This window comes from Pseudomonas sp. 1L-B-1-E-C1 (assembly GCF_057291835.1).
In genome coordinates, this window is the sequence record NZ_JBXAWN010000005.1 from 230,505 (window position 1) to 256,988 (window position 26,484).

The 26,484-nt window shown below is 59.4% G+C and carries 24 protein-coding genes, 2 tRNA genes and 1 pseudogene; 16 read left to right on the top strand and 11 right to left on the bottom strand.

Translation table 11 applies throughout. The features are described from left to right. Nucleotides 1-6 precede the first annotated feature (6 nt). Together AC0Z4S_RS11150 and AC0Z4S_RS11155 are read left to right on the top strand one after the other, a co-directional pair. A complete protein-coding gene (locus AC0Z4S_RS11150; RefSeq protein ID WP_400500105.1) occupies nt 7-1,722 on the top strand; it encodes a proline--tRNA ligase in 1,716 nt (571 codons plus the stop codon). Nucleotides 1,723-1,739: 17 nt separating this feature from the next. After that, the gene (locus tag AC0Z4S_RS11155; RefSeq protein ID WP_042608242.1) at nt 1,740-2,693 is read left to right on the top strand and encodes a hypothetical protein; all 954 of its coding nucleotides are present in this window, start codon (nt 1,740-1,742) and stop codon (nt 2,691-2,693) included. A gap of 94 nt (nt 2,694-2,787) precedes the next feature. Here AC0Z4S_RS11155 and dinB read toward each other — a convergent pair whose 3' ends face one another. After that, a complete protein-coding gene (gene dinB / locus AC0Z4S_RS11160; protein WP_253499754.1) occupies nt 2,788-3,849 on the bottom strand; it encodes a DNA polymerase IV in 1,062 nt (353 codons plus the stop codon). A gap of 279 nt (nt 3,850-4,128) precedes the next feature. Here dinB and AC0Z4S_RS11165 point away from each other — a divergent pair. From AC0Z4S_RS11165 to AC0Z4S_RS11180, 4 genes are all read left to right on the top strand, one after another. Next, nucleotides 4,129-4,205, top strand: a tRNA-Met gene (locus AC0Z4S_RS11165). 221 nt (nt 4,206-4,426) lie between these two features. Further along, nucleotides 4,427-4,503, top strand: a tRNA-Met gene (locus AC0Z4S_RS11170). Between the two features lie 279 nt (nt 4,504-4,782). Further along, on the top strand, nt 4,783-7,422 hold the full coding sequence (mprF, locus tag AC0Z4S_RS11175) for a bifunctional lysylphosphatidylglycerol flippase/synthetase MprF (protein WP_485623014.1): 2,640 nt from the start codon (nt 4,783-4,785) through the stop codon (nt 7,420-7,422). Continuing rightward, nucleotides 7,422-8,717: a virulence factor family protein gene (locus AC0Z4S_RS11180; protein ID WP_485623015.1), complete on the top strand. Its 1,296-nt coding sequence runs from the start codon at nt 7,422-7,424 to the stop codon at nt 8,715-8,717. The genes mprF and AC0Z4S_RS11180 overlap by 1 nt, the downstream gene beginning before the upstream one ends. 198 nt (nt 8,718-8,915) lie before the next feature. Here AC0Z4S_RS11180 and AC0Z4S_RS11185 read toward each other — a convergent pair whose 3' ends face one another. From AC0Z4S_RS11185 to AC0Z4S_RS11195, 3 genes and pseudogenes are all read right to left on the bottom strand, one after another. Further along, a complete protein-coding gene (locus AC0Z4S_RS11185; protein WP_485623017.1) occupies nt 8,916-9,599 on the bottom strand; it encodes a serine/threonine protein phosphatase in 684 nt (227 codons plus the stop codon). Further along, nucleotides 9,596-10,295 (bottom strand): annotated as a pseudogene (locus AC0Z4S_RS11190) (nucleotidyl transferase AbiEii/AbiGii toxin family protein). Before AC0Z4S_RS11190 ends, AC0Z4S_RS11185 begins: the two are co-directional and overlap by 4 nt. 1 nt (nt 10,296) lies before the next feature. Further along, a complete protein-coding gene (locus AC0Z4S_RS11195; protein WP_485623018.1) occupies nt 10,297-11,064 on the bottom strand; it encodes a MarR family transcriptional regulator in 768 nt (255 codons plus the stop codon). Nucleotides 11,065-11,668: 604 nt separating this feature from the next. Between AC0Z4S_RS11195 and AC0Z4S_RS11200 the strand changes: the two genes are divergently transcribed. Next, entirely contained in the window at nt 11,669-11,998 is a 330-nt protein-coding gene (locus tag AC0Z4S_RS11200) for a DUF3077 domain-containing protein (RefSeq protein ID WP_485623019.1), read from the top strand. A gap of 198 nt (nt 11,999-12,196) precedes the next feature. Here the strand turns inward: AC0Z4S_RS11200 and AC0Z4S_RS11205 are convergent, their stop codons facing one another. After that, the gene (locus AC0Z4S_RS11205; RefSeq protein WP_485623128.1) at nt 12,197-14,038 is read right to left on the bottom strand and encodes a potassium transporter Kup; all 1,842 of its coding nucleotides are present in this window, start codon (nt 14,036-14,038) and stop codon (nt 12,197-12,199) included. A gap of 349 nt (nt 14,039-14,387) precedes the next feature. Between AC0Z4S_RS11205 and rimO the strand changes: the two genes are divergently transcribed. The 6 genes from rimO (at nt 14,388) to tsaA (ending at nt 19,610) form a co-directional block, all read left to right on the top strand. Further along, nucleotides 14,388-15,725 (top strand): 30S ribosomal protein S12 methylthiotransferase RimO, encoded by a 1,338-nt coding sequence (gene rimO, locus AC0Z4S_RS11210; protein ID WP_042607049.1) that lies wholly within the window; start codon nt 14,388-14,390, stop codon nt 15,723-15,725. A gap of 207 nt (nt 15,726-15,932) precedes the next feature. Next, nucleotides 15,933-16,406: a GNAT family N-acetyltransferase gene (locus tag AC0Z4S_RS11215; RefSeq protein ID WP_485623020.1), complete on the top strand. Its 474-nt coding sequence runs from the start codon at nt 15,933-15,935 to the stop codon at nt 16,404-16,406. A 186-nt stretch (nt 16,407-16,592) separates the two neighbouring features. Beyond that, on the top strand, nt 16,593-17,303 hold the full coding sequence (locus AC0Z4S_RS11220; protein WP_485623021.1) for an rRNA pseudouridine synthase: 711 nt from the start codon (nt 16,593-16,595) through the stop codon (nt 17,301-17,303). A 69-nt stretch (nt 17,304-17,372) separates the two neighbouring features. Beyond that, a complete protein-coding gene (locus AC0Z4S_RS11225) occupies nt 17,373-17,843 on the top strand; it encodes a YehS family protein (protein WP_485623022.1) in 471 nt (156 codons plus the stop codon). Between the two features lie 129 nt (nt 17,844-17,972). Continuing rightward, nucleotides 17,973-18,743 (top strand): SDR family oxidoreductase, encoded by a 771-nt coding sequence (locus AC0Z4S_RS11230; RefSeq protein WP_485623023.1) that lies wholly within the window; start codon nt 17,973-17,975, stop codon nt 18,741-18,743. A 168-nt stretch (nt 18,744-18,911) separates the two neighbouring features. After that, entirely contained in the window at nt 18,912-19,610 is a 699-nt protein-coding gene (tsaA, locus tag AC0Z4S_RS11235) for a tRNA (N6-threonylcarbamoyladenosine(37)-N6)-methyltransferase TrmO (RefSeq protein ID WP_485623024.1), read from the top strand. A gap of 181 nt (nt 19,611-19,791) precedes the next feature. Here tsaA and fpr read toward each other — a convergent pair whose 3' ends face one another. Continuing rightward, nucleotides 19,792-20,571 carry a ferredoxin-NADP reductase gene (fpr, locus tag AC0Z4S_RS11240; protein ID WP_007908723.1) on the bottom strand — a complete coding sequence of 260 codons (780 nt, stop codon included), beginning with the start codon at nt 20,569-20,571 and terminating at the stop codon, nt 19,792-19,794. Nucleotides 20,572-20,703: 132 nt separating this feature from the next. Here fpr and AC0Z4S_RS11245 point away from each other — a divergent pair, with 132 nt between their 5' ends. Then, nucleotides 20,704-21,630: a LysR family transcriptional regulator gene (locus AC0Z4S_RS11245; RefSeq protein ID WP_042607042.1), complete on the top strand. Its 927-nt coding sequence runs from the start codon at nt 20,704-20,706 to the stop codon at nt 21,628-21,630. Here the strand turns inward: AC0Z4S_RS11245 and AC0Z4S_RS11250 are convergent. The 3 genes from AC0Z4S_RS11250 to AC0Z4S_RS11260 form a co-directional block, all read right to left on the bottom strand. After that, on the bottom strand, nt 21,627-21,989 hold the full coding sequence (locus tag AC0Z4S_RS11250) for a diacylglycerol kinase (RefSeq protein WP_090282071.1): 363 nt from the start codon (nt 21,987-21,989) through the stop codon (nt 21,627-21,629). The two genes, AC0Z4S_RS11245 and AC0Z4S_RS11250, sit on opposite strands and share 4 nt — an antisense overlap. Nucleotides 21,990-22,063: 74 nt before the next feature. Then, entirely contained in the window at nt 22,064-22,714 is a 651-nt protein-coding gene (erdR, locus tag AC0Z4S_RS11255) for a response regulator transcription factor ErdR (RefSeq protein WP_329517419.1), read from the bottom strand. Nucleotides 22,715-22,939: 225 nt separating this feature from the next. After that, the gene (locus AC0Z4S_RS11260) at nt 22,940-23,686 is read right to left on the bottom strand and encodes a tRNA-uridine aminocarboxypropyltransferase (RefSeq protein ID WP_253499719.1); all 747 of its coding nucleotides are present in this window, start codon (nt 23,684-23,686) and stop codon (nt 22,940-22,942) included. 189 nt (nt 23,687-23,875) lie between these two features. Between AC0Z4S_RS11260 and AC0Z4S_RS11265 the strand changes: the two genes are divergently transcribed. Beyond that, a complete protein-coding gene (locus tag AC0Z4S_RS11265; protein WP_007908738.1) occupies nt 23,876-24,301 on the top strand; it encodes a PA3611 family quorum-sensing-regulated virulence factor in 426 nt (141 codons plus the stop codon). On the opposite strand, the gene AC0Z4S_RS11270 is transcribed toward AC0Z4S_RS11265, so the two are convergent. After that, entirely contained in the window at nt 24,302-24,499 is a 198-nt protein-coding gene (locus tag AC0Z4S_RS11270; RefSeq protein WP_039762578.1) for a hypothetical protein, read from the bottom strand. Between the two features lie 341 nt (nt 24,500-24,840). Here AC0Z4S_RS11270 and AC0Z4S_RS11275 point away from each other — a divergent pair, with 341 nt between their 5' ends. Next, the gene (locus AC0Z4S_RS11275; RefSeq protein WP_485623026.1) at nt 24,841-25,956 is read left to right on the top strand and encodes an LOG family protein; all 1,116 of its coding nucleotides are present in this window, start codon (nt 24,841-24,843) and stop codon (nt 25,954-25,956) included. Nucleotides 25,957-26,013: 57 nt separating this feature from the next. Here the strand turns inward: AC0Z4S_RS11275 and recX are convergent, their stop codons facing one another. Next, complete coding sequence (gene recX, locus AC0Z4S_RS11280; protein WP_485623028.1) at nt 26,014-26,481, bottom strand: recombination regulator RecX; 468 nt, start codon at nt 26,479-26,481, stop codon at nt 26,014-26,016. Nucleotides 26,482-26,484: the final 3 nt, after the last annotated feature.

The window sequence follows — 26,484 nt, forward strand, 5'->3', positions numbered from 1 at the left end:
CCAACCATGCGCACCAGTCAATTTTTGCTCGCCACACAAAAAGAAACGCCTTCCGACGCGGTTGTGATCAGCCACCAGCTGATGCTGCGCGCCGGCATGATCCGCAAGCTTGCCTCGGGCCTGTACACCTGGCTGCCGATGGGCCTGCGAGTCATGCGCAAGGTCGAAGCCATCGTTCGCGAAGAGATGAACGCCGCCGGTTCTCTGGAAGTGTTGATGCCGAGCACCCAACCGGCCGAGCTGTGGCAGGAATCGGGGCGCTGGGAAGAATACGGCCCTGAGCTGCTGCGCATCAAAGACCGCCACGGTCGCGACTTCTGCGCGGGCCCGACCCACGAAGAAGTGATCACCGATCTGATGCGCAACGAGTTGAGCAGCTACAAGCAGCTGCCAATCAACCTGTACCAGATCCAGACCAAATTCCGTGACGAAATCCGCCCACGCTTCGGTTTGATGCGCGGCCGCGAATTCATCATGAAGGATGCCTACTCGTTCCACGCCGATCAGGCGTCGCTGCAGGTCACCTACGACCGCATGCACGAGGCGTACTGCAACGTGTTCACTCGCCTGGGTCTGAAATTCCGTCCGGTTGAAGCCGACAACGGCTCGATCGGCGGCGCCGGCTCCCATGAATTCCACGTGCTGGCCGAATCCGGCGAAGACGATATCGTCTTCAGCAACGGTTCCGACTACGCGGCGAACATCGAAAAAGCCGAAGCGGTGCCACGGGAAACCTCGCGCCCTGCGCCGACCGAAGAGCTGCGCCTGGTCGACACACCGGACACCAAAACCATCGCGGCGCTGGTGGAAAAATTCAATCTGCCGATTGAAAAGACCATCAAGACCCTGATCGTCCACGCCGAAGAAGAAGGCAAGCTGATCGCGCTGGTGATCCGTGGCGACCACGAACTGAACGAAATCAAGGCTGCCAACCAGCCAGGCGTTGCAAGCCCGCTGGTCATGGCCTCCGATGCCGAACTGCGCGACGCGATCGGCGCCGGCGCCGGTTCGCTCGGCCCGCTGAACCTGCCGCTGCCGATCATCATCGATCGCTCGGTCGCGATGATGAGCGACTTTGGCATCGGCGCGAACATCGATGACAAGCATTACTTCGGCGTGAACTGGGAGCGTGATCTGCCGGTTCCGACCGTTGCCGACCTGCGCAACGTTGTCGCTGGCGACCCAAGCCCGGATGGCAAAGGCACGCTGGAAATCAAGCGCGGCATCGAAGTCGGGCACATCTTCCAGCTGGGCAACAAGTACAGCAAGGCGATGAAGTGCGAAGTGCTGGGCGAAAACGGCAAGCCGGTGACCCTGGAAATGGGCTGCTACGGCATTGGCGTATCCCGCGTGGTGGCTGCAGCGATCGAGCAGAACAACGACGCCAACGGCATCATCTGGAGCGACACGCTGGCGCCATTCCAGATCGCTCTGGTACCGCTGCGCTATGAAACCGAGCAGGTGCGCGAAGCCACCGACAAGCTGTATGCCGAACTGACGGCGGCCGGCTTCGAAGTGCTGCTGGACGATCGCGACAAGAAAACCAGCCCGGGCATCAAGTTCGCGGACATGGAGCTGATCGGCATTCCACACCGGATCGTGGTCAGCGACCGCGGCCTCGCCGAAGGCAACCTGGAATACAAGAGTCGCACCGAAGGCGAGGCGCAAGCGCTGCCGGTGGCCGATGTTGTGTCCTTCCTTCAGGCCCGTATCCGCCGCTGAAACCAGATAGAGACGTCATGTTCAAGCGAAACACCTTAGGCCTCGGTGGCGCCGCCCTGTGTGGCGCCCTGCTGGTCAGCGGCTGCGCCAATCACATGTCGCAACGCAGCGAGCACGAAGAGCGGGTCGAGCGAAAGTTGCTCGATCACAGCCTGCAGATCGATGTCGGCGAGCCCAAGGTGCTCGAACTGCCGCAGCGACGCGTGAAGATCAACGAGCAGAAGACTTTTGAAGTCACCGAGTTCGAAGTCACCCGCCGTTACGACCGCTACACGCCTTACCAACCCTGGCGCGAAGTCTATGAGATTCCGCTGGGCGCGGTGGCGGTGGTCGGTGGTGTCGGTGCGAACGTGGTCAACGTGTTCGCCCTCGGCAACCTGCCGGACAGCGTCACCAAGGATTGGCTGAGCTACGGTTTTGCCGGGCTTAACCCGTTCATGAACGCGCAGTCCAATGGTCGCGCGCAGCAGAACCTCGCGGGCATCGACGAAGTCCAGCGCGACAAGCGCACGGAGTATTCGAGCCTGCCATGGAGCGAGCGGCCGGTGCAGGTGAAGGCCGGCAAGCAGACGTTCGACATGACTACCGACCGCAACGGCGTGCTGCGCTTGAATCTGCTCGACAGTCCGTTCGCCGAACATGACCTCAATCATATCGGCCGCTTGCAGATCAGTGTCGAGGACGCCAAGGACGACGTGCACTCCGACTCGACGCTGATGCTCAGCGGTCACCTGCGCGGCAAGTTGCTGGAAGCGCACGGGCTGATTTATGACGATCTGGAAGATGACGAGGTGAGCCAGTGGGTGCACCGGGTCAAGCGCCTGTCGGAACTGGGTCTGGAAGAGGAAGCCAGCGAACTAGAACAAAGCCTGATCGAACTGACCCGCAATGATCCCGAGTTGCAGACTGAGTTTCTCAAGTCTTTGGCCAAGGATGCCGGGCGTCTGGTTGCGGATCCGGGGCCGAATTAAGCCTTGAAAGATCGCAGCCTTCGGCAGCTCCTACAGGGTGTGCACCATCCCGGTGTAGGAGCTGCCGAAGGCTGCGATCTTTTGCTTTGACGATCTACCGCTCAAACAACTCCATCTGCTCAAACCCGCCGCGCAAATCCTCCAGCCTTACTCCCACCCCCAACAATCGCACCGGTTTGCCACCGCGATTGAACGCCTGCGTCAGCAGCAACTGATAGCTGCCCAGGTCGCGCCCTGCCCCGGCCTGTTCCAGCGTGGTCTGGGTGAAGTCATGAAATTTGACTTTGACGAACGGCTTGCCGGGTCGATAACTGCTGTCGATCCGCGCCATGCGGGTTTTCAGGGTCTCGAGCAGCTCGGGCAATTTGTCGAGGCAGGCGCGCAAATCCGGAAGATCAACGTCGTAGGTGTTTTCCACGCTGATCGACTGACGACGACTGTCGTTATGCACCAGTCGGTCATCGATGCCTCGCGCCAGATTCCACAAGCGCTCGCCGAAACTGCCAAATTCGCGCACCAGCGCCAGCCTGCCCCATTCGCGCAGGTGCTGGCAGTCGACGATGCCGAGCTTGCCGAGCTTGTCGGCGGTGACTTTGCCGACGCCGTGCAGCTTGCTCACCGGCAGACCGCTGACGAAATCCTCGACCTGATCCGGAGTGATCACGAACAGACCGTTGGGTTTCTTCCAGTCGCTGGCGATCTTCGCCAGAAACTTGTTCGGCGCGACGCCAGCGGAAACGGTGATGTGCAGTTGATTGGAGACCCGGCGGCGAATGTCCTGGGCAATCCGCGTGGCGCTGCCGCCGAAATGTGCGCTGTCGGACACATCCAGGTAGGCCTCATCCAGCGACAGCGGCTCGATCAGATCGGTGTAGTCGGCAAAGATCGTATGAATTTCTTTCGACGCTTCCCGATAAGCATCCATGCGCGGCTTGACGATGGTCAGGTCCGGGCACAGCTTCAGCGCGTGCCCGGAGGCCATCGCCGAGCGCACACCATAGGCCCGCGCTTCATAGTTGCAGGTGGCGATCACCCCGCGCCGATCCGCCGAACCACCCACCGCCAGTGGCTTGCCGGCCAGACGCGGGTCATCGCGCATTTCGATGGCGGCGTAGAAACAGTCACAGTCGATGTGGATGATTTTTCGCTGGGTCATGTCGGAAAAAGACAACGTGGCAAGCCGGAGCAGCAGTATCTCATTGGCACCTGTATATAGCACCAGTGGTTGAATGTTCTTTTCCGACCGTAGGAGATTTCCGATGAATTCATTTTTTCAATCAGAGATCAGCGGTCAATAGAGCTGAAAGCCTTGCGCCGCCTGCCCTGCACGCCGATCAATCGCCCGAAAAAAACGCTAAGCGCTTGAACCTCAACAGATTTATCCGGATTCAAGGTTGACACACTCGTGAACCTCTGTAGAATGCCGCCACACAGACGCGGGATGGAGCAGTCTGGTAGCTCGTCGGGCTCATAACCCGAAGGTCGTCGGTTCAAATCCGGCTCCCGCAACCAAACATCAGAAAAGGCTACTCGAAAGAGTGGCCTTTTTTGTGCGCGCCTGTTTTGTCCAGCCAGCGTCGTGCGACGCGGGTTGAGGAGAAACAGGATTTCTTTGCATTTCCGAAACTTAACGCGCGCCTGCGACCGTTTGCCGCGATTTAGCAGTTATTTGATCCTTTCCAGGATTAGCGGTTGACACCTCGTCGTTCGCCTGTAGAATGCCGCCACACAGACGCGGGATGGAGCAGTCTGGTAGCTCGTCGGGCTCATAACCCGAAGGTCGTCGGTTCAAATCCGGCTCCCGCAACCAAACATCAAAAAAGGCTACTCGAAAGAGTGGCCTTTTTTGTATCTGTCGAAAAAGTCCTTTCGCAACAATGATCTGTCACTGTGCAGTGAACCGCTGGGGATCATCGGAAGTGCTGTGTTGCGGCTATGCTTGAGTCGCAGACAGGGTTTCTGCAATCCAGGAACTGCCCTCGCCGATGCCCGACGAGAGGCGTAGTATTTTGTGATTATTTTTTTCTACAGGGATTGGTAACTTGGCTGGATACCTCCATCCTGTCGCGCACAATCCAAGAGGTGATTGATGCGCGCCAACTCGTCTGATCCACAAGACACCGTTACAGCAGAACAACCGATCAAGCCAAAGCGTTTGCGCTGGCTGGATCGGTTAAGCAAATACCGTCAGCCGATCGGTCTGGCGGTGACGTTGCTGCTGTTTGCCATTGCCCTGATTGCCTGCCGCCATCTGCTCGCCGAGCTCGATCTCTATGCGTTGCATGACTCGATTCTCGACGTGCCGAAACCGGCCCTGCTCGGCGCCATCGGCGCGACCGTGGTCGGTTTCATCATTCTGCTCGGCTATGAATGGTCGGCCAGCCGCTACGCCGGTGTGAAACTGCCGCCGCGCACGCTCGCCCTCGGCGGTTTCACCGCGTTTGCGATCGGCAATGCGATTGGCCTGTCGCTGCTTTCCGGTGGCTCGGTTCGTTATCGTTTATATGCGCGGTTGGGTGTCGGTGCGTCAGAAGTTGCGCACATGACGCTGTTCGCCAGCCTCTCGCTGGGCTGCGCCTTGCCGCCGCTGGCCGCGCTGGCGACCTTGAGCAACCTGCCCGCCGCCTCGCAAGCACTGGGATTGTCCGAAGTCTTGCTCGGTTCGGTCGCCGCCGCTGTACTCATCCTCGGTGCAGTGCTGGCGATCGGCATCTATCGCCGTCGTCTGCCGGAACAACCCTACCCCGACAATCTGCTGGTTCGCGCCGGTCGGCGCACGTTGCGCCTGCCAGGTCGACGCCTGACCTTCCTGCAACTGGTGATCACCGCCCTCGACGTCGCGGCTGCCGCCACCGTTCTCTATTTGTTGCTGCCGGAAGCGCCGCCGTTTGCGCCGTTCCTGCTGGTCTACCTGTTGGCCCTGGCCGCGGGTGTGCTCAGTCATGTGCCGGGCGGCGTCGGTGTGTTCGAAGCAATTCTGCTCGCGGCGTTTGCCGACAAGCTCGGCGCCGCACCGCTGGCCGCTGCCCTGCTGCTGTATCGACTGATCTATGTGGTGTTGCCGCTGCTGGTCGCCTGTGTGCTGTTGCTGATCAACGAAGGCCAGCGCCTGTTTCAGACCCAGACCATGCGCGCCGCGTCCGGTCTGGCCGCGCCGATTCTGGCGGTGCTGGTGTTTCTGTCTGGCGTGGTGCTGCTGTTCTCCGGCGCCACTCCCGAGATCGACACGCGCCTGGAGCACATCGGTTTTCTGATCCCGCATCGTCTGGTCGACGCCTCGCACTTCGGCGCCAGCCTGGTCGGCGTGCTCTGTCTGCTGCTCGCCCAAGGCCTGCGCCGACGCCTGTCGGCGGCGTGGATGCTGACCACCATTCTGCTGCTGGTCGGCGCCCTGCTCTCGCTGCTCAAAGGCTTCGACTGGGAAGAAGCCACGCTGATGACGCTGACGGCAGCACTACTGGGACTGTTCCGCCGCTCCTTCTACCGCCCGAGCCGTTTGACCGAACTGCCGTTCTCGCCGCTGTATCTGGTGGCCAGCCTGTGTGTGCTGGGCGCTTCGGCCTGGTTGCTGCTGTTCGCCTATCAGGATGTGCCCTACAGCCATCAACTGTGGTGGCAGTTCACCCTCGACGCCGACGCGCCGCGCGGTCTGCGCTCGCTGCTCGGCGCGGCGGTGTTGCTGGTGATCATCTCGCTGACCTGGCTGCTGCGCACCGCACGCCCGGTGATTCATTTGCCGACGCCAGACGAACTGGATCGCGCGGCGACAATCCTCATGGCCTCGTCGCAACCCGACGGCGGTCTCGCGTTGACCGGTGACAAGGCGTTGCTGTTTCACCCCAACGACGAGGCGTTCCTGATGTACGCCCGCCGTGGCCGCAGTCTGGTGGCGCTGTACGACCCGATCGGGCCGAGCCAGCAGCGCGCGGAAATGATCTGGCAGTTCCGCGACCTCTGCGACATCCATCACACCCGCCCGGTGTTCTATCAGGTACGTGCGGAGAATCTGCCGTACTACATGGACATCGGCCTGACCGCGATCAAGCTCGGCGAAGAAGCCCGGGTCGATCTGCTGCGCTTCGATCTGGAAGCCAAGGGCAAGGAGATGAAGGACCTGCGCTACACCTGGAACCGTGGCACCCGCGATGGTCTGTCGCTGGAAATCTTTGATCCGGGCCAGGCGCCGATGGATGAGCTGAAAGTGATTTCCGATGCCTGGCTGACCGGCAAGAACGTGCGTGAGAAAGGTTTCTCCCTCGGCCGTTTCAGCGACGATTACCTGAAGCATTTCCGCATTGCGGTGATTCGCTTTGAAGGCCGTCCGGTGGCGTTCGCCAATCTGCTTGAGACTTACAGCCACGATCTGGCCAGTCTCGACCTGATGCGCGCGCACCCGGAAGCGCCGAAGCTGACCATGGAATTCATGATGGTCGGCCTGATTCAACACTATAAGAGTCACGGATACGCGCGCTTCAGCCTGGGCATGGTGCCGTTGTCGGGGTTGCAACCCCGCCGTGGTGCGCCACTGACCCAGCGTCTGGGCTCGATGGTTTTCCGCCGTGGTGAGCAGTTGTACAACTTCCAAGGCTTGCGCCGCTTCAAAGACAAGTTCCAGCCTGACTGGGAACCCCGTTATATGGCCGTGCCCGCCGGACTCGATCCGCTCGTGGCGCTGGCCGACACTGCCGCCCTGATCGCGGGCGGCTTGACTGGATTGGTGAAACGCTGATGATTCAACGCTCCCTGAAGTACATCCTGGCCGCACTGCTGGTGCTGGCCGTGATTGCCGGCGGCGGTTACTGGTACCTCAAACGCCCCGCACCGGAACCGACCGTCGAACAGTTGAAACCCGCCGATGGCGCGGCCATGACCCGGGTGATTCCGGGCAGCAAGCCCAAGGCTCAGGTGTTGGTGGCTGTCACCGACGAACAGAAGCTCTCCGAGAAACAACTGACCACCCTCAGCCGCAGCGCTTCGGCGCAGATTGTCCAGGTGATTCTGCCCAAGGACTGCCTGCTGCAAAGCCGTGCACTGCAATCTGGCCTGCGCGAACTCAACGGCCCGGCCACTCTGGTCAGCGGTATCGGCCCGGGCGCCGTGCTGGCGTGGCGCTGGCTGGCGGAACAGAAAGAGGACAAGGCCCAGGCCATCTCCGTCGATCTGGCCCTGGAAAAGCCCGGCTGCACCCACCTGCTGCCAAAATCCGCCGCCCATGGCCACTGGCTGGTGGCGTGGAACGACAACCCGGACGACGCCAGCGCAGGGTTCGTGCGCGATCAGCCGAACGCCGAAACCAGCATCAGCGACTACGACATCAACCTGCCGCAAGTGCTGAACAACGAACTGCGCAAAATCCTCGTCGGCGGCGACAAGGCCAACGGCGGGCTGGCAATACCGGTAGTGGAAGTCCCGGCCGGTCAGGCCAACGACACCGTGACCCTGTTCCTCTCCGGTGACGGCGGCTGGCGCGACCTCGACCGCGACGTCGCCGGGGAAATGGCCAAGATCGGCTACCCGGTGGTCGGCATCGACACCCTGCGCTACTACTGGCAGCACAAAAGCCCGGAACAAAGCGCCCTGGACCTCACCGAACTGATGCAGCACTACCGGCAGAAATGGGGCACCAAGCGCTTCATCCTCACCGGCTACTCGTTCGGCGCCGACGTCCTGCCAGCGATCTACAACCGCCTGCCAGAGAACGAACAGCAGCGCGTCGACGCGATCATCCTGCTCGCCTTCGCCCGCACCGGCAGCTTCGAAATCGAAGTCGAAGGCTGGCTCGGCAACGCCGGCAAAGAAGCCGCCACCGGCCCGGAAATGGCCAAGCTGCCAGCGGCGAAGGTTGTGTGCATCTATGGTGAAGAAGAGACGGATGAGAGTGGCTGCACCGACAAGACTGCAGTCGGTGAACCGGTGAAACTGCCCGGCGGTCACCACTTCGACGAGAACTACCCGGCGCTGGCCAAGCGTCTGGTGGAGCTGATTCAGAAGCGCCAGAGCAAGGATTCGGTGGCCGAAGAGTGATCTGAAGCGCCGACTACAAAAGCCCCCGCCATCTCACAATAGCGGGGGCTTTTTACATTTGCGTGGATCACCCCAATCCCCTGTAGGAGTGAGCCTGCTCGCGATAGCGGAGTGTCAGCCACCTATTTGCCAACTGACACACCGCTATCGCGAGCAGGCTCACTCCTACAAGGGATGGCGCTGGATTCAGACAACTCGTCAGTCCCGCTGGACAAGCTGAACATCTATCCACGTGACATCATCGTCGCCAACGCTGAAGTCGCTATCCGGCGCCGCCAACAAACTGCTTTGCTGGGCTTGCGTCAAGTCCGCCCAAAAGCCATCAGTGACAAATACCAAGCGCTCAACAGCCTCCAGTGCACAACAAACAAATTCAGGATTCGGAACCCGATTGATCTTCAAGCATCGTGTTACCGAATTTCGCGCGGGGTCTTGCGCCAACTCACAGTGCGAACGGTCGCGGCGCCAGTTGGCCTTGCAGTGAGGAGGCGTGATCCACTCGATGGCACCCGATGGAGTAACAATCCCACATGAACAATCTCCCTCGTATGCAATCGTGAGCCGGCCATGAGCGACCAAGCCAATCAGGTAGCAGATGGCTCCCGCCTGATCAGCGGGCAACGAGACATGAAAATCCGCAAGTAGTGAATCCAACAAGCGCCGAACTGCTTCGGGGTCTGCTGGATAACCACCCTGTTCCATCCGGTTGGAGTAAGCCGCTAATGTCCCGGTTACAAAGCATTCAGCCAGCTGTCCACTGCCGCGCCTGGAAGTGCCATCCGCGACAACAAATAACCCACTGTCACCATCACAGGTCGCTCCGGCATAGTCATTATTTGCTCTGCTGGCTTGCCCAGTGATTGATCGGGAGAGGTATCTCATGCGCTGGCCAGCGCTTTCATACGCCTGTGAATAATCTGCCCTCTGCCTGGATTCGCCTGCACCGAGCCTGAACTTTCGATCACGTAGCCAACCCCATCGAGCGCCATCAGCTTCTGGACTCCCTCTGTGATGAACGCCGTGAGGTCCGTGTCAGCCTGGCGCACCTCCTCCAACAGCTCAGGCCGACCATCGATCAAGATGATCATGTCCTCGACATCCTTGTGATAAGGATCACCATTTCCCCGACCGGCGAAAGCTTCCAGTTTCGTCGCGAGAAAATACGTGGGCTGGAATATCTGGATGACAGTGCCGCTGGGCAGGGGTGAATTTATCCGCCCTCGCCAGCCCCTCGACGAACCAGCGGTTGGCATAGCCGAGCACTGCAGGGTCGGAAGGCATGACATCCACAACAACGTCATTGAAGCGAAAACGACAATTGACCTCGTCCTCACCGGTGATCTTGAATCCCTTGGCCGCCAGCCGTTCGGTGAGATGGTTCCAGGCGCTGATACCGGCCAACTCGATCACAAGATCAACGTCATCAGTGAAACGAATGTCGTCCAGCACGGCTGTATCTGTAACCAGCATGGCGGTTGTGCAACCGCCAACAAAAGCAACTTCAGCGAGAAACGCCTCGCCCAAGCCTTCAGCCACGAACTCAATGAGTTCGTAGTTGTGATCCGCGTTTGACGACATGTTATTTCAGCCCCATCCCTGCCTTCAGAATACTGATTGCCACACCACACTCACGCGGACCACCCAGACGGATTGCATCAGCGAGCGCCAGATAGTGGTAAAGGATCCGGTCTTTTTTCACCGCTTCCGGCACTGTTTTGTAAAGCGGCTCTATCGCTTGACCTCGCTCGGTTCCCTGCGCATCCGGCCAGACCGGAATCAAACCACCCGCACTCTTGATACTTTTGGACAGCGCAGGCGCCGCAAAGCCCGTGGGTATGCCACGAACCATCGCGCCAGGCTTGACCGGGAAGAAGTACTTCAGCGCGTGCTCGGTAATTTTCAGCAGTTCTCGGCGGTGCACTTTGGCAAGCCCGGTGTCGTAGTCGTGGATGAGCAACCCCGATTCCCGGCATCGAGCGAGAGCATTCGAGACTTCGCTTTTGCTCAGTCCGAGAGAGGCAGACAGTGCACGCAGAGAGTACCGATCGCTCCAACTTGTCAGCGGTGGATCAGATGCTGGTTCCGCCCATCCCTCCCAGCCTGGCCCATCAGAGAAAGGCGAATCGAATTCGCGGCGCTGGAAGATTGTGTCTTCCCCATCAGTGGAATAGGTGACCAATGGCTTCCCCACGCTCGCCCCTGCGGTCATTCGGCTGACGACATAAGGCTCGAGCAGCTCTTCGACCCTGTCCGAATTCGCTTCGGCCTCCATCTCCCCCAAGAGGTTCTCTTCCTGAGCGTGGAGACTGGCCATTTTGAACAAAAGTAAAATGTCTTGACTCTTCATTTAGCCCAAAACCTCAAGTGTCCACATTCCATAAAACGTGGACACTTGTCTCACTACCTAAGGCGGGTAGTCAAGCCCTTGGGTGGATCACTAATCGCTGCATACCTTGCCCGCATACCGTCATGGCTGATTGCTTGGGCTAGATCAAAGATAAGCAATCGTTCACTGGCCTTCTTTTCGATCCGAGGACCCCTCGATTCATCCTGTGCTTCTTGTTGCGCTGATGCTGTCATACGTACCTGAGTGGTTTGCACACGTCGGTTCGTGCGTGACGTTTAATATCGTTTACTTCCAGTCTCGCAATATCAGATGACGCCCACGGACCTTGTAGGCAAACTCCGAAACTCGTATCTGGGCGCTTTGCCGCTCTATTGCGCTGTTTTCCAACGGGATACTCTCCGGACGTCGCTGACCCATTCAGCGATCGGGTGTGGTAACCCGGAGAAACCAGCGCAACAGCGCGCTCATCGAGTTATGGCGGCTGTGCGTGGGACGCTTTCGGGCGTGCCGGTTTCCTTGGTTCCCGGTTTACCACCCTGCGTACAGCTGCCTCCCTTTCGTGTGGTAACGAAAGTCGCAGCACTTCGAACCAAGGAGTAACACGATGACCGAAACTGATCTGCACGGACTCGCAAGCGTTAAAACCATCGGCTTCACCCCTTTCCTCTACAACGCGGATCAAGCGTTCTTCAATGTCCGCTCCGGAATCCCGATCATCAATGCCTTGTCCCAATCCTCCGACCTGCTGTCCCTCGCAAAATCCTTCGCAGAAGACGCAGCCTTCAACAGAGACACCGACCGCCATGCCTGGGCCGCGCATTACCTGACGGTGATGGGCAAAGCCTTGATTGATGATGTAATTCAGGCGTTGATGCCACGACCTGCGCGGACGAAGGCCGAGTCTGAAGCTGATCTGTCTGAACGCACCTCTTGATTCAATCCAACACCCTGTGGGAGCGAGCTTGCTCGCGAATGCGGAGGGTCAGGTAACAGATTGTCGACTGACACTACGCCTTCGCGAGCAAGCTCGCTCCCACAGGGGGATTTGCAGTGGATTTGAAGTTTATCTGCGGGCACAAAAAAGCCCCCGCCAGCCAAAAGGCTGACGAGGGCTTTTCAGTTGAGGAGAAGCTTACATCTCCACCTGCGTCCCCAACTCAATCACCCGATTCAACGGCAGATTAAAGAAGCGCAAATTGCCATTGGCATTCTTCAACATGAACGCAAACAACGCCTCACGCCAACGCGCCATGCCCTCGAGTTTCGAGGCGATCACCGTTTCCCGGCTGAGGAAGTAGGTGGTGCGCATCGGGCTGAAGTCCAGATCCTCCAGATGGCACAGTTTCAACGCCTGCGGCACGTCCGGCTCGTCGGTGAAGCCGAAGTGCAGGATCACCCGGAAGAAGCCTTCGCCGTGCGCTTCGACTTCGAAGCGCCGCGATGGCGGCACACGCGGGATGTCTTCGTAGACCACCGTCAGCAGCACCACTTGCTCATGCAGCACCTGATTGTGCAGCAGGTTGTGTAACAGCGCATGCGGCACGGCGTCGGAGCGGGCAGTGAGGAAGACTGCGGTGCCCTGCACGCGATGCGGTGGTTGCACGCGGATACTGCTGATGAAGATCGGCAACGGCAGCGCGCCTTCGTCGAGGCGTTCGACCAGCAGTTGCTTGCCGCGCTTCCAGGTGGTCATCAGCACGAACAGGGCGATACCGGCGATCACCGGGAACGCACCGCCCTGCACGATCTTCGGCACGTTGGCGGCGAAGTACAGACCGTCCACCAGCAGGAAGCCAAGCAGCACCGGTACCGCAAGAATCGGTGGCCATTTCCACAGCAGCAGCATGACCGCCGACACCAGAATGGTGGTCATGAGCATGGTGCCGGTCACCGCCACGCCGTAGGCCGAGGCCAAAGCGCCGGAGGATTCGAAGCCGATCACCAGCAGCACCACGCCGACCATCAGCGCCCAGTTCACCGCGCCGATGTAGATCTGGCCCTGCTCGTCGCTGGAGGTGTGCTGGATGTACATGCGCGGAATGTAGCCGAGCTGGATCGCCTGACGGGTCAGGGAGAACGCGCCGGAAATCACCGCTTGCGAGGCGATGACCGTGGCCATCGTCGACAGAGCGACCAGCGGGATCAGCGCCCAGCTCGGTGCCAGCAGATAAAACGGGTTACGCGCCGCGTCAGGACTTTCCAGCAGCAACGCGCCCTGACCAAAGTAGTTGAGCACCAGCGCCGGCAGCACCAGCAGGAACCAGGCGCGGGCGATCGGCTTGCGGCCGAAGTGGCCCATGTCGGCGTACAGCGCTTCAGCGCCGGTCAGCGCCAGCACCACGGCGCCGAGAATCGCCACGCCCATGCCCGGATGCACAATGAAAAAATTCACCGCCCACATCGGATTGATCGCGTGCAGCACTTCCGGGGTATGGCTGATGCCGTACACACCGAGGGCGCCAAGGACTAGGAACCAGGTGACCATGATCGGCCCGAACAGGATGCCGATCCGCGCGGTACCGTGGCGCTGGATCAGAAACAGCGCGACCAGCACGACCAAAGACAGCGGCACCACCCAGTGATCGATGCCGTCGAACGCCAGGCCGAGGCCTTCAATCGCCGACAGCACCGAAATGGCCGGGGTGATCATGCTGTCGCCGTAAAACAGCGCCGCGCCAATCAGTCCGCAGACCACCAGCAGCGTGCGCAGGCGCTTGCGCCCCGCCGCTGCCCGCCGTGCCAGTGCGGTGAGCGCCATGATCCCGCCCTCGCCCTGGTTGTCGGCGCGCAGCACGAACATCATGTATTTGATCGAGACCACCCAGATCAGCGACCAGAAGATCAACGACAGAATGCCGAGTACGCCGTCGTGATTGACCGGCACACCGTATCCACCGGAAAACACTTCCTTGAGGGTGTACAACGGGCTCGTGCCGATGTCGCCATAAACCACCCCGACCGCCGCGACCAGCATGCTCAGCGGTCTGCTCGCCGAACCCTCGGCGCCCGCCGCATGACTACTTGCCTGACCCATCCAACACTCCTGATCTCGATACCGGCTTCTTTGAAGGAAGCACTATGCTTTGTATTGCAGCATGCGCTGTTTTACCTGTTGTTACAGACCAATGATTGACTGCAAGAAATCGGTAAAGCTCAACGGCGCGAAGCATAGCGCAGCACTCGTCGTATTTCCCCGTATAAAGCTGGTCAAGTGCGTTGCCCGCCGCTAGAATTGCGCACTTTTTGATCAGAGGCGCGCCCTAAGCGCCCATCCGTCGGTTTGCGCATCAAGCAAGCGACGTCACAAAACACCGAGGTTAGACATGTCCACCACTCCTGCGCCGGCCAATCCGAAGGTTGGCTTTGTATCTCTGGGTTGCCCGAAAGCACTGGTCGACTCCGAGCGCATCCTGACCCAGCTGCGCATGGAAGGCTATGACGTGGTGTCCACCTATCAGGACGCCGACGTCGTGGTGGTCAACACCTGCGGTTTCATCGATTCGGCCAAGGCTGAGTCGCTGGAAGTGATCGGCGAAGCGATCAAGGAAAACGGCAAGGTCATCGTCACCGGTTGCATGGGCGTAGAAGAAGGCAACATCCGCGATGTGCACCCGAGCGTGCTCGCCGTGACCGGTCCGCAGCAGTACGAGCAAGTGGTCAACGCCGTGCACGAAGTGGTGCCGCCGCGTCAGGATCACAACCCGCTGATCGACCTGGTGCCGCCACAAGGCATCAAGCTGACCCCGCGTCACTACGCGTACCTGAAAATTTCCGAAGGCTGCAACCACAGCTGCTCGTTCTGCATCATCCCGTCGATGCGCGGCAAACTGGTCAGCCGCCCGGTCGGTGATGTGCTCGACGAAGCCCAGCGCCTGGTCAAATCCGGCGTCAAAGAGCTGCTGGTGATCTCGCAAGACACCAGCGCCTACGGCGTTGATGTGAAATACCGCACCGGTTTCTGGAACGGCGCGCCGGTGAAAACCCGCATGACCGAACTCTGCGAAGCGCTGAGCACGCTGGGCGTCTGGGTCCGTCTGCACTACGTTTACCCGTATCCGCACGTCGACGAGCTGATCCCGCTGATGGCCGCCGGCAAAATCCTGCCGTACCTGGACATCCCGTTCCAGCACGCCAGCCCGAAAGTGTTGAAGTCGATGAAACGCCCGGCGTTCGAAGACAAGACCCTGGCGCGGATCAAGAACTGGCGCGAAATCTGCCCGGACCTGATCATCCGTTCGACCTTCATCGTCGGCTTCCCGGGCGAAACCGAAGAAGATTTCCAGTACCTGCTCAACTGGCTGACCGAAGCCCAGCTCGACCGCGTCGGCTGCTTCCAGTACTCGCCGGTAGACGGCGCGCCGGCCAATGATCTGGATCTGGAGATTGTTCCGGACGAGGTCAAGCAGGATCGTTGGGAGCGCTTCATGGCGCACCAGCAAGCGATCAGCTCGGCACGTCTGCAAATGCGCATCGGTCGTGAGATCGAAGTGCTGGTGGACGAAGTCGACGAGCAAGGCGCGGTCGGCCGCTGCTTCTTCGATGCACCGGAAATCGATGGCAACGTGTTTATCGACAATGGCAGCAACCTGAAGCCGGGGGACAAGGTCTGGTGCAAGGTGACTGATGCCGACGAATATGATTTGTGGGCTGAGCAGATCTAAAGCCGAGCACCCTGCAGGAGCTGCCGAAGGCTCGGGCCGCGATCGGACGATCTCTTGATCTTGAAAGTCAAAAGATCGCAGCCTCGTTTCACTCGTCAGCTCCTACAGGGATCGCTGTATTGAAAGCCTCGCTCGATGCGGGGCTTTTTTGCGGCTATCGTTTAGCGGGGGACGGACTCCCTTGAACTGCACAAGAGGCACACGCACATGCGTCAGCAGCGGGTCATTCACACACCGAAAATCAGCGATTACGAAGAACTGACCCGGGTCTGGGAGGCCTCGGTCCGTGCAACTCATCAGTTCTTGCCGGACAGCTACATCGAGCTGCTGCGCAATCTGGTGCTCACCCGTTATCTCGATGCGGTGATGCTGATCTGTACCAAAGACGCGCAACAGCGCATCACCGGGTTTGCCGGAGTGGCGGCGGGCAAGATTGAGATGCTGTTCATCGATCCCGATCATCGCGGTCAGGGGCTCGGCAAGCAATTGCTCCGCTATGCGATCGAACGGCTGAACGCCGATGAACTCGACGTCAACGAACAGAACCCGCAGGCGCTGGGGTTTTATGAGAAACAGGGTTTCGAGGTGATCGGCCGTTCCGAGGTCGATGGCATGGGCCAGCCGTATCCGTTGCTGCACATGCGCTTGCGACAGTCCCAACAGCGCTCCAGCAACGGCTGACATACCACAACACCCTGTAGGAGTGAGCCTGCTCGCGATAGCGCCAGACCAGCCGACATCAATACTGAATGTCAGAAAGCAATCGCGAGCAGGCTCACTCCTACAAATAACGATACCGAAATGGAACCGGGCTTAACCGCTTCCACACAGGTACAATGCCCACCCCTTTTTTGTTACGGCCCTGTCATGACTGACCCGATTCGCCTCTCCAAACGCCTCATCGAACTGGTCGGTTGCTCCCGCCGGGAGGCCGAGCTGTTCATTGAGGGCGGCTGGGTCACCGTGGACGGCGAAGTCATCGATGAGCCGCAATTCAAGGTCGGCGACCAGAAGGTCGAGCTCGACAAGGACGCCAAGGCCACCGCGCCGGAGCCGGTGACCATTCTGCTCAACGCCCCCGCCGGCATGGATATCGACAGCGCCATGCAGTCGCTCAGCGCCGAAACCCTCAGCGAAGAGCACCGCTACGGCAAGCGCCCGTTGCGCGGGCATTTCCTGCGCCTGACCGCCAGCGCCGACCTGCAGCCCAAGGCCAGCGGTCTGCTGGTGTTCACTCAGGACTGGAAAATTCTGCGCAAGCTCACCGCCGATGCTTCGAAGATCGAGCAGGAATACGTGGTTGAAGTCGAAGGAGACATGGTTGCCCACGGCCTCAATCGCTTGCAGCATGGCCTGACCCACAAGGGCAAGGAGCTGCCGCCGGTCAAGGCCAGTTGGCAGAACGAAAACCGTCTGCGCTTCGCCATGAAAAACCCGCAGCCGGGAATCATCGCGCAGTTCTGCGAAGCGGTCGGCCTGAAGGTCATCGGCATCCGCCGCATCCGTATCGGCGGCGTCTCGATCGGCAAGGTCCCGCTCGGCCAGTGGCGCTACCTGTCCGGCAAAGAGAAGTTCTGAGACTTCCCTGCCGCCACACATTCCGGCAGCGCTCGCGAGCGCTGCCCACAACGCATCAGGAATACCGACATGGTTCATAACGACGTACTGCGCAGCGTGCGCTACATGCTCGACATCAGCGACAAGAAAGTGGTCGAGATCATCAAGCTCGGCGGCCTCGACGTCACGCTTGCCGATGTAATCACCTGGCTGGACAAGAAAGAAGAAGACGAAGAAGGTTTCGTGCGCTGCCCGGACGAAGTCATCGCACACTTCCTCGATGGCCTGGTGATCTTCAAACGCGGCAAGGACGAAAGTCGTCCGCTGCAGCCGATCGAAGTGCCGGTGACCAACAACATCATTCTGAAAAAACTGCGCGTGGCCTTCGAACTGAAAGAAGACGACATGCACGCGATCCTCAAGGCCGCCGAATTTCCAGTGTCCAAGCCTGAACTGAGCGCGCTGTTCCGCAAGGTCGGCCACACCAACTATCGTCCGTGTGGCGACCAGTTGCTGCGTAATTTCCTCAAGGGCCTGACCCTGCGCGTCCGCCCTGCCTGATGCCCTTGTGCGGTGGCGACCGATAGTCGCCGCCGCAACGCATGACCGTTCATTCCCTGCAAAAATAGTGGCTCCGCTTTTCGCGGCTGACGACTAGGGTGTACTGATCCCTAATCTTCAGGACTCGCCATGCATCCCTACTTTTCCCTGCAAGGCCGCACCGCTCTGGTGACCGGCGGTACCCGTGGTATCGGCAAAATGATCGCCAGGGCCTTTGTCGAGGCCGGCGCCCGTGTCTACGTCTGCTCTCGCGACGCTGAAGCCTGCCATCAAACGGCTGAAGAACTCAGCGCCTTGGGCCAGTGCCACGGCGTGGCGGCGAACCTGGCGACGGAAGAAGGTGTACAGGAGCTGGCTGCGCGCCTGGGGGAGCAGATCACTCATCTGGACATACTGGTGAACAACGCCGGCACCACGTGGGGCGCGCCGCTGGAGAGCTATCCGGTCAAAGGCTGGGAAAAGGTCATGCAGCTCAACGTGACCTCGGTGTTCAGTTGCATCCAGCAGTTTCTGCCGTTGCTACGCAAGGCTGGTTCGGCGGCGAATCCGGCGCGGATTATCAACATCGGTTCGGTGGCGGGGATTTCTTCGTTTGGCGAGCAGGCTTACGCCTATGGGCCGAGCAAGGCCGCCCTGCATCAGTTGTCGCGAATTCTTGCTCGGGAACTGGTGAGCCAGCACATCAACGTCAACGTGATTGCGCCGGGGCGCTTTCCGAGCAAGATGACCCAGCACATTGGTAACGATGAGCAGGCGTTGGCTGAGGATACTGCGCTGATTCCGATGAAGCGCTGGGGACGCGAGGAAGAGATGGCGGCGCTGGCGATCAGCCTGGCGAGTACGGCGGGGGCTTATATGACCGGGAATATTATTCCGCTGGATGGTGGGTTCAGCCTCTAAAATTGGTGGTGCGGCCTTCGCGAGCAGGCTCGCTCCCACATTGGATCTGTGTCATGCATACAACCCCTGTGGGAGCGAGCCTGCTCGCGAAGAGGCCAGCCCTGTCAGCACCAGACTTGAAGCCCGCCGGGTTATCATGCCCGCCCTGCCCCGCTTCGAATGCAAACCATGACTTACAGCGTCTCCCCCATCGGCTTCGTGCGCTCCTGCTTCAAGGAGAAATTCGCCATCCCCCGCCAACCGCAATTGGCCCCGGCTGCCCGGGGCGTGCTGGAACTGGTCGCGCCATTCGATCAGGGTGACGCCGTGCAGGGCCTGGAGCAGGTCAGCCATGTCTGGCTGTTGTTTCTGTTCCATCAAGCCCTGGAAGAAAAGCCGCGCCTGAAGGTGCGTCCGCCCCGGCTGGGCGGCAACAAGTCGATGGGCGTATTCGCCACCCGCGCCACGCACCGACCAAACGGCATCGGCCAATCGGTAGTGAAGCTGGACAGGGTGGAAGCCAATCGCCTGTTCATTTCCGGCATCGATCTGCTCGACGGCACACCAGTGCTGGATATCAAACCGTATGTACCGTACGCCGATATCATCCCGGGCGCGACCAACCACATCGCCAGCGCGGCGCCGCAGTTGATCGACGTGCAGTGGGCGGATTCGGCACTGCAACAGGCGCACATACACGCACAGCGCCTCGACGAGCCGCTGGTAGAACTGATTGAGCAGTGTCTGGCGCAGGATCCACGTCCGGCGTATCAGACACCGGCGCCGGAACGTGAGTATGGCGCGCAGTTCTGGGATCTCGACGTGCGCTGGCATTACCCGACGCCTGCGCAGATTTGCGTGCTGGAAGTCATTCCTGCCACCGCCTGAAACCGCGCCCAGTGTAGGAGCTGCCGAAGGCTGCGATCTTTTGATCTTGATCTTAAAAAGCAAGATCAAAAGATCGCAGCCTTCGGCTGCTCCTACATGGATCGTGGCAGGCATGAAGGAAATGTATCGGGCATAAAAAAGCCCCCATTGCCTGTAAGGCAATGGGGGCTCTCTGTGGTGCTTACTTCTCGACGAACGCACGCTCGATCAGGTAATCACCCGGCTCGCGCATCCGCGCCGAGATCTTCAGGCCGAAGCTGTCGAGCACTTCGCTGGTTTCGTCGAGCATGCTCGGGCTGCCGCAGATCATCGCGCGGTCGTCCTGCGGGTTGATCGGTGGCAGGCCGATGTCGCTGAACAGCTTGCCGCTGCGCATCAGGTCGGTCAGGCGGCCCTGATTCTCGAACGGCTCGCGAGTCACGGTCGGGTAGTAGATCAGCTTGTCACGCAGCGCCTCACCGAAAAACTCGTTCTGCGGCAGGTGCTCGGTGATGAACTCGCGGTAGGCGACTTCGTTGACGTAACGCACACCGTGAACCAGGATCACTTTCTCGAAGCGCTCGTAGGTTTCCGGGTCCTGAATAACGCTCATGAACGGCGCCAGACCGGTGCCGGTGCTCAGCAGGTACAAATGCTTGCCCGGGTTGAGGTCATCGAGTACCAGAGTGCCGGTTGGCTTCTTCGAGATGATGATCTCGTCGCCTTCCTTCAAGTGCTGCAGTTGGGAGGTCAGCGGACCGTCCTGTACCTTGATGCTGAAGAACTCGAGATGCTCTTCCCAGTTCGGGCTGGCGATCGAGTAAGCGCGCATAAGCGGGCGGCCGTTGGGTTGTTGCAGGCCGATCATCACGAACTGACCGTTCTCGAAGCGCAGACCCGGATCGCGGGTGCACTTGAAGCTGAACAGAGTGTCGTTCCAGTGATGAACACTGAGGACACGCTCGTGGTTCATGTTGCTCATGTACGTTTGACTCCTGGAGATTGGTCTGCGCGGCTCGATGAGGCTTAACGTGCGCAATTGCATCGCATTCTAATAGCGACGACAATATCTGTTAACTGGATTATTAAGATAAGGGTTATCGGTTATATCGATATGCGATTTACTCTCCGTCAACTGCAAGTCTTCGTCGCCGTCGCCCAGCAGGAAAGCGTATCCCGTGCTGCGGGTCTGCTCAACCTCTCGCAATCGGCGGCCAGCACTTCGATCACCGAGCTCGAGCGCCAGTCCAGCTGCCAGCTGTTCGACCGCGCCGGCAAACGCCTGAGCCTCAACGCCCTCGGCAAACAACTGTTGCCGCAAGCGGTGGCCCTGCTCGATCAGGCCAAGGAAATCGAAGACCTGCTCAACGGCAAATCCGGTTTCGGCTCTTTATCAGTGGGGGCGACGCTGACCATTGGCAACTATCTGGCGACCCTGCTGATCGGCAGCTTCATGCAGCGCCACCCCGAAAGTCAGGTCAAGCTGCATGTACAGAACACTGCCAATATCGTGCAACAAGTCGCGCATTACGAAATTGATCTGGGTCTGATTGAAGGCGATTGCAGCCATCCCGACATCGAAGTGCAGAGTTGGGTCGAGGATGAGCTGGTGGTGTTCTGCGCGCCGCAGCATCCGTTGGCCAAGCGCGGCAGCGCGACGATGGAAGAATTGACCCACGAGGCGTGGATTCTCCGCGAACAGGGTTCCGGCACGCGGCTGACCTTCGATCAAGCCATGCGCCACCATCGCAGCGCGCTGAACATTCGCCTCGAGCTGGAGCACACCGAAGCGATCAAACGTGCGGTGGAATCAGGTCTGGGGATCGGCTGCATTTCGCGGCTGGCGCTGCGCGATGCCTTCCGCCGCGGCAGTCTGGTGCCGGTGGAAACGCCGGATCTTGATCTGGCGCGGCAGTTCTATTTCATCTGGCACAAACAGAAGTATCAGACTTCTGCCATGCGCGAGTTTCTCGATCTGTGCCGCGCATTCACCGCCGGGGTGCAGCGCAGCGACGAGATCGTCTTGCCGACCATCGCTTAAAGCAGAATCACTGCCCACACCAGCGCGATCATGCTCAACGCCACGAACTGCGCGGCGCTGCCCATGTCCTTGGCATTCTTCGACAGCGGGTGCAGTTCCAGCGAGATGCGGTCGATGGCCGCTTCCACCGCCGAATTCAACAACTCGACGATCAGCGCCAGCAAGCAAACAGCAATCAACACCGCCTGCTCGACTCGGCTGACATTGAGGAAGAACGTCAGCGGAACCAGCACCACATTGAGCAGCACCAGTTGACGGAAGGCCGCTTCGCCGGTGAAGGCTGCGCGCAGGCCGTCCAGCGAATAACCGGAGGCATTGAGGATGCGTTTCAGGCCGGTCTGGCCCTTGAAAGGTGACATAAAGTAAGAACCAACCAAAAAGGAGTGGGGAAGCTAGATCAACAAAAGTCAAAAAAGCGTGAAGACGCCAGCCTTTATTGGCTTGGAATTGACTCAAGTTGTTGCAGCAATAGAGCCGCCTGGGTGCGGGTACGCACATTCAGCTTGCGAAAGATCGCCGTGACATGCGCCTTGATGGTCGCTTCCGACACGCTCAGCTCATAGGCAATCTGCTTGTTCAGCAGGCCTTCGCAGACCATGGTCAACACCCGGAACTGCTGCGGCGTCAGGCTGGCGAGGCCATCGCTGGCAGCCTTGGCTTCATCGGAGACACTGACCGCTTCGAACGCTTGCGGTGGCCAGAACACATCGCCATCGAGCACTTTGCGCACCGCTTCCTGAATCACGCTCAGATCACTGGATTTGGGAATAAAGCCACTGGCGCCGAACTCACGGGACTTGACCATCACCGAAGCTTCTTCCTGCGCCGAAACCATCACCACCGGAATCTGCGGATATTGGCCACGCAACAGCACCAGACCGGAAAATCCGTAGGCGCCGGGCATGTTCAGGTCCAGCAGAACCAGATCCCAGTCAGCCTTTTCAGTCAGACGTGTTTCCAGTTCAGCGATGCTTGCCACCTCCACCAGCCGCACATCCGGGCCAAGGCCCAGCGTCACTGCTTGATGCAGAGCACTGCGAAACAAAGGGTGATCATCGGCAATCAGGATGTCGTATGTGGCCATTTTTCAAATGATCCTGTTTTTTTGATGGCAGACGCGGTGCATTCCGGTCTGGCCAAAGCAACTCGAGATACCGCTTCGCGGCGATATCCACAGGGGCACGTTCAACGCCAATCAACAGCAAACACGGCGTTGCAAACCTTGGCCGCACCCTGAACGGCGCCAAGCATGCCCAGCGAAGCCGGGGTGGTCAAGCAACACGGCCAGCGCTGTCGACAGTATGGGCCACTATTGGGCCAACGCCGGCTGCGGCTTTCGTATATAGGGCAACAACTCGGCGTGGGCTGGCGTCGACTCATTCATGTCCAACTGCTGTTTGGCGCCCAGGTAATGCTGGCTGAACACATCGAAATAGGCGTCCAGTGCCGATGCCGCATCGCTGTCACCGGCCAGTTCCAGACACAACGCAGCGACTTCAGCGGTGCATAAATGCTCGCTGCGAGTCGAACGGCGCAGGCGATAACGCGAAAGTTTGTCGGGCAGCAGGCTGAGGATCGGCAAGCGGTCGAAATACGGACTCTTGCGGAAGATCTTCCGCGCCTCGGTCCAGGTCGCATCGAGCAGAATGAACAGCGGACGCTTGCTGCTATCGACGGTTACCGTGTTGGTTACCCGCGACGGTTCGACATATTCGCCCGGAAACACCAGATACGGCTGCCATTGCGGATCATTGAGCAGCGCCAGCATTTGCGGATCGGGCTCTGTGCGTGACCAGATGAACGCGTGGTTGTCGCGCACCACGTCGGCAATCAACCAGCCGGTGTTGCTGGGTTTGAACACTTCCTTGCCGGTCATGATCAGGCACACGCCCGAACGGGTGTCGACGCTCGGCCGCCACGCGCACAGGCAATGGCTGATGATCACTCGGCAATCACGGCAGCGCTCGGAGCGAAAGCCGCGCGCCTGAATCGGCTTGATGCCTTCGTCCTCACGCTGATCGCGCAGGCGGGCCACGGCGTTGGGGGCATGGGTCATCGCAGGCGACACCGGCAGACAGGGAAACTCGACACGAACGACACTCGGCAGGGCAATAAAGGCCGGCAGTTTACCAGAGCGAGGGCTACAAGCCTGTACCGTCCAGACCGGCTCACCTATAATTCGCCGCCACTGAACGCACCGCCCCGTGACGGGTCGAACCACCAGTCACCGAATCAGGAGAGTTTCATGCTGCGCCTTATCGTTCCCACCGCTGCCATTCTGCTGGCGTCGTCCTTTACCGCTCAGGCTGCGTCCCTGAGTGAGCAGAATCTGAACAGAGAGCTGCGCAACGTCGCCGCCCAAAGCAGCGTCGGCACGCCACGGGCAATCAATGAAGACATTCTTGATCAAGGCTACACCGTCGAGGGTACGCAGCTGATCAACCATCTGAGCGTGCAGAAGAGCCACGCCGACAAGATGCGCGCCGATCCCAAGGCTGTGTACTTCCAGTTGGGCGCGTCGGTCTGCAATAACCCGTCGTACCGCAAGCTGATGGCCAAGGGCGCGATCATGCGTTACGACTTCACCGAAGTGAAAACCAACAAAGCGATCGGCTCGGCCAGCTATCAGGAGTCCGATTGTCCGAAAGCTGCACCTGCGAAGAAAAAGTAATCAGCGCGAAGCGTTAGCGCGCCGCTGTTCATCCTCGGCGCGCAATTCCGCCACCAGAGCCTGCAGATAGCGCGAGCGACGCTCGCCGCCGGCCAATCGTCGGCAGCACTCTTCCTCGAGACTCAATTGATTGGTCTTGGCCGACTCTTGCAACATTCGATACAGCTGCGTATCGATCTCCAGAACCACTCTGGCCATGCATCCCGCCTCCTTGCCACCCACGAATCCTTGAATTGCCTTGCCTCGTGCAACCGCAAGGTTGTCTTGCGACGTCTGTATTTGAGTAAATCAGAGTGATGGCCCTTCGCGACACGTTCAGACGAGCGGCGAGGCTTCGGCGCAAAACAGTAAGCGGTTGCCAGGCAAAACGTTACAGCGCACTGTTCAAGTCAGCGCGAATACGTGCGAGGGTCTAGATTGAGAGTATTCCCGATCATTCGTTAACGGCAGAAATGGAACTGCCGGCCCTGTGTGTTTTTGCAGTGCGGCCCGGACGCTGGTTGTCAGGGCTACCCGCTCTGTACAGAAGGAGACGTTGAATGCCTTATCAACCGAATGACCTCTTGAGCCGTCATTTTCAGGAAAGCGGCGACCTTATCAGCCAGGTCGAAGCACAACTCAACCATGTTTCCCCCAACAGCCCGAACATCCCTATCTACCGCGACATGATCCTCACCGTGCTGCGCATGGCCCAGGAAGACCACAACCGCTGGAACGCCAAGATCACTCTGCAAGCCCTGCGTGAACTGGAGCAGGCGTTTCGTGTGCTCGAACAATTCAAGGGCCGGCGCAAAGTCACTGTGTTCGGCTCGGCACGCACGCCGGTGGAACATCCGCTATACGCGATGGCCCGCGAACTCGGCGCAGCGCTGACGCGTGCGGACATGATGGTCATCACCGGCGCCGGCGGCGGCATCATGGCCGCCGCCCACGAAGGAGCCGGGCGGGATCACAGCCTGGGATTCAACATCACCCTGCCTTTCGAACAACATGCCAACCCCACCGTCGATGGCACTGACAATCTGTTGCCGTTCCACTTTTTCTTCACCCGCAAACTGTTCTTCGTTAAAGAGGCTGATGCGCTGGTGCTGTGCCCGGGCGGGTTTGGCACCCTTGATGAAGCGCTGGAAGTGTTGACGCTGATCCAGACCGGCAAAAGCCCATTGGTGCCGGTGGTGTTGCTGGATGTCCCGGGCGGGACGTTCTGGCAAGGCGCGCTGGATTTCATCCGCAATCAGCTGGAAGAAAACCGCTATATTTTGCCGACGGATATGAAGCTGATGCGGCTGGTCTACAGCGTTGAAGAAGCGGTGGAAGAGATCAATCAGTTCTACAGCAACTTCCACTCCAGCCGCTGGCTCAAGCGCCAATTCGTGATTCGCATGAACCACAAACTCACTGACCAGGCGCTGGCGCAGATGCAGGAAGAGTTCGCTGATCTATGCCTGAGCGACCAGTTTCATCAACATGCCTACAACGGTGAAGAACACGACGATGCGCAGTACAGCCATCTGGCGCGGCTGGCCTTTGCGTTCAATGGTCGCACTCATGGCCGGCTGAGAGAGTTGGTGGATTACATCAACCTCCCGGAAAACTGGGTCAATTCGAAACCGCCGACAGCACAACGCTCGCTCGAGCCTTCAAACGCGATTTGAAAGCAAAAAAAAACGGCCCGCTATTTTTAAATAGCGAGCCGTTTTTATTGAATCGGTTTAATCGTCCATCTCTCGACCGCTGAACAAGCGGTTGATCATCTCCATCGAGAAACCCCGATACGCCAAAAATCGGCCTTGCTTGGCTCGCTCTTTCGCATCAATCGGTAGATGCCCGGAGAACTTGCGTTGCCACGTATCCTGAAGCTGCGCCTGCCAATTGATACCACTTTCGCGCAGGGCGATTTCGATATCGGGACGTTGCAAGCCCCGCTGGCTGAGCTCCTCACGAATTCGCAGCGGGCCATAGCCGGAACGGGCTCGGTAGGAAACAAAGCTTTCAAGGTAGCGGGCTTCGGAAAGCAGCCCTTCTTCCGTCAGACGGTCGAGGGCTGTTTCGATCAGCTCCGCCTCTGCGCCGCGCTGACGCAGCTTGCGCGTCAACTCGACTCGACCATGCTCGCGACGTGCGAGCAGGTCCATGGCGGTTCGCCGCACCGCGACGAGGGTATCCAGTACAAGTGTCATTCA

Bases quoted from the DNA above. Each gene is read 5' to 3' on its own strand.
- AC0Z4S_RS11150 (WP_400500105.1), top strand. From the start codon at position 7: ATGCGCACCAGTCAATTTTTGCTCGCCACACAAAAAGAAACGCCTTCC.
- AC0Z4S_RS11155 (WP_042608242.1), top strand. From the start codon at position 1,740: ATGTTCAAGCGAAACACCTTAGGCCTCGGTGGCGCCGCCCTGTGTGGC.
- dinB (WP_253499754.1), bottom strand. From the start codon at position 3,849: ATGACCCAGCGAAAAATCATCCACATCGACTGTGACTGTTTCTACGCC.
- mprF (WP_485623014.1), top strand. From the start codon at position 4,783: ATGCGCGCCAACTCGTCTGATCCACAAGACACCGTTACAGCAGAACAA.
- AC0Z4S_RS11180 (WP_485623015.1), top strand. From the start codon at position 7,422: ATGATTCAACGCTCCCTGAAGTACATCCTGGCCGCACTGCTGGTGCTG.
- AC0Z4S_RS11185 (WP_485623017.1), bottom strand. From the start codon at position 9,599: ATGAGATACCTCTCCCGATCAATCACTGGGCAAGCCAGCAGAGCAAAT.
- AC0Z4S_RS11195 (WP_485623018.1), bottom strand. From the start codon at position 11,064: ATGAAGAGTCAAGACATTTTACTTTTGTTCAAAATGGCCAGTCTCCAC.
- AC0Z4S_RS11200 (WP_485623019.1), top strand. From the start codon at position 11,669: ATGACCGAAACTGATCTGCACGGACTCGCAAGCGTTAAAACCATCGGC.
- AC0Z4S_RS11205 (WP_485623128.1), bottom strand. From the start codon at position 14,038: ATGCTGGTCGCGGCGGTCGGGGTGGTTTATGGCGACATCGGCACGAGC.
- rimO (WP_042607049.1), top strand. From the start codon at position 14,388: ATGTCCACCACTCCTGCGCCGGCCAATCCGAAGGTTGGCTTTGTATCT.
- AC0Z4S_RS11215 (WP_485623020.1), top strand. From the start codon at position 15,933: ATGCGTCAGCAGCGGGTCATTCACACACCGAAAATCAGCGATTACGAA.
- AC0Z4S_RS11220 (WP_485623021.1), top strand. From the start codon at position 16,593: ATGACTGACCCGATTCGCCTCTCCAAACGCCTCATCGAACTGGTCGGT.
- AC0Z4S_RS11225 (WP_485623022.1), top strand. From the start codon at position 17,373: ATGGTTCATAACGACGTACTGCGCAGCGTGCGCTACATGCTCGACATC.
- AC0Z4S_RS11230 (WP_485623023.1), top strand. From the start codon at position 17,973: ATGCATCCCTACTTTTCCCTGCAAGGCCGCACCGCTCTGGTGACCGGC.
- tsaA (WP_485623024.1), top strand. From the start codon at position 18,912: ATGACTTACAGCGTCTCCCCCATCGGCTTCGTGCGCTCCTGCTTCAAG.
- fpr (WP_007908723.1), bottom strand. From the start codon at position 20,571: ATGAGCAACATGAACCACGAGCGTGTCCTCAGTGTTCATCACTGGAAC.
- AC0Z4S_RS11245 (WP_042607042.1), top strand. From the start codon at position 20,704: ATGCGATTTACTCTCCGTCAACTGCAAGTCTTCGTCGCCGTCGCCCAG.
- AC0Z4S_RS11250 (WP_090282071.1), bottom strand. From the start codon at position 21,989: ATGTCACCTTTCAAGGGCCAGACCGGCCTGAAACGCATCCTCAATGCC.
- erdR (WP_329517419.1), bottom strand. From the start codon at position 22,714: ATGGCCACATACGACATCCTGATTGCCGATGATCACCCTTTGTTTCGC.
- AC0Z4S_RS11260 (WP_253499719.1), bottom strand. From the start codon at position 23,686: ATGACCCATGCCCCCAACGCCGTGGCCCGCCTGCGCGATCAGCGTGAG.
- AC0Z4S_RS11265 (WP_007908738.1), top strand. From the start codon at position 23,876: ATGCTGCGCCTTATCGTTCCCACCGCTGCCATTCTGCTGGCGTCGTCC.
- AC0Z4S_RS11270 (WP_039762578.1), bottom strand. From the start codon at position 24,499: ATGGCCAGAGTGGTTCTGGAGATCGATACGCAGCTGTATCGAATGTTG.
- AC0Z4S_RS11275 (WP_485623026.1), top strand. From the start codon at position 24,841: ATGCCTTATCAACCGAATGACCTCTTGAGCCGTCATTTTCAGGAAAGC.
- recX (WP_485623028.1), bottom strand. From the start codon at position 26,481: ATGACACTTGTACTGGATACCCTCGTCGCGGTGCGGCGAACCGCCATG.